Raw genomic sequence first — 377 nt, 5'->3', positions numbered from 1 at the left:
AGCGCCTTAGTCGCAGCAGTGGGTGATGCAACACAATTCTCTAGTGGTCGCGATATGGCGGCATGGTTAGGTCTGGTGCCGCGACAGAACTCAAGTGGAGGCAAAGAAAGACTCGGGCATATTAGTAAGCGTGGTGATACGTATTTGAGAACGCTGCTAATTCATGGTGCGCGAGCGGCATTGAATACTTGTACCAACAAGCTAGATCGACGTAGCCGATGGGCACAAGGTTTAATGTTAAGACGAAACAGAAATATCGCCACAGTGGCCTTAGCGAACAAAAACGCAAGAATTGCGTGGTCAATCTTGAGCAAGCAAGAAGTCTATCGAGGTGCAATGATGTAGTCGCTGAGGGAAGTATTGAAGTCGAAAAAGTG

At 48.0% G+C, this 377-nt stretch carries 1 protein-coding gene; it reads left to right on the top strand.

What is annotated here, in order from left to right:
- Positions 1-345 (top strand): transposase (locus H8K52_RS20715; RefSeq protein WP_186924803.1); only part of this gene is annotated, 345 nt, incomplete at its 5' end.
- Positions 346-377 lie beyond the last annotated feature (32 nt).

The sequence above is a fragment of the Affinundibacterium seohonense genome (genome assembly GCF_014284305.1).
In the GTDB taxonomy this organism is placed as follows: Bacteria; Pseudomonadota; Gammaproteobacteria; order Burkholderiales; family Burkholderiaceae_D; genus Undibacterium; species Undibacterium seohonense.
This window is presented reverse-complemented; position numbering and strand designations above follow the sequence as displayed.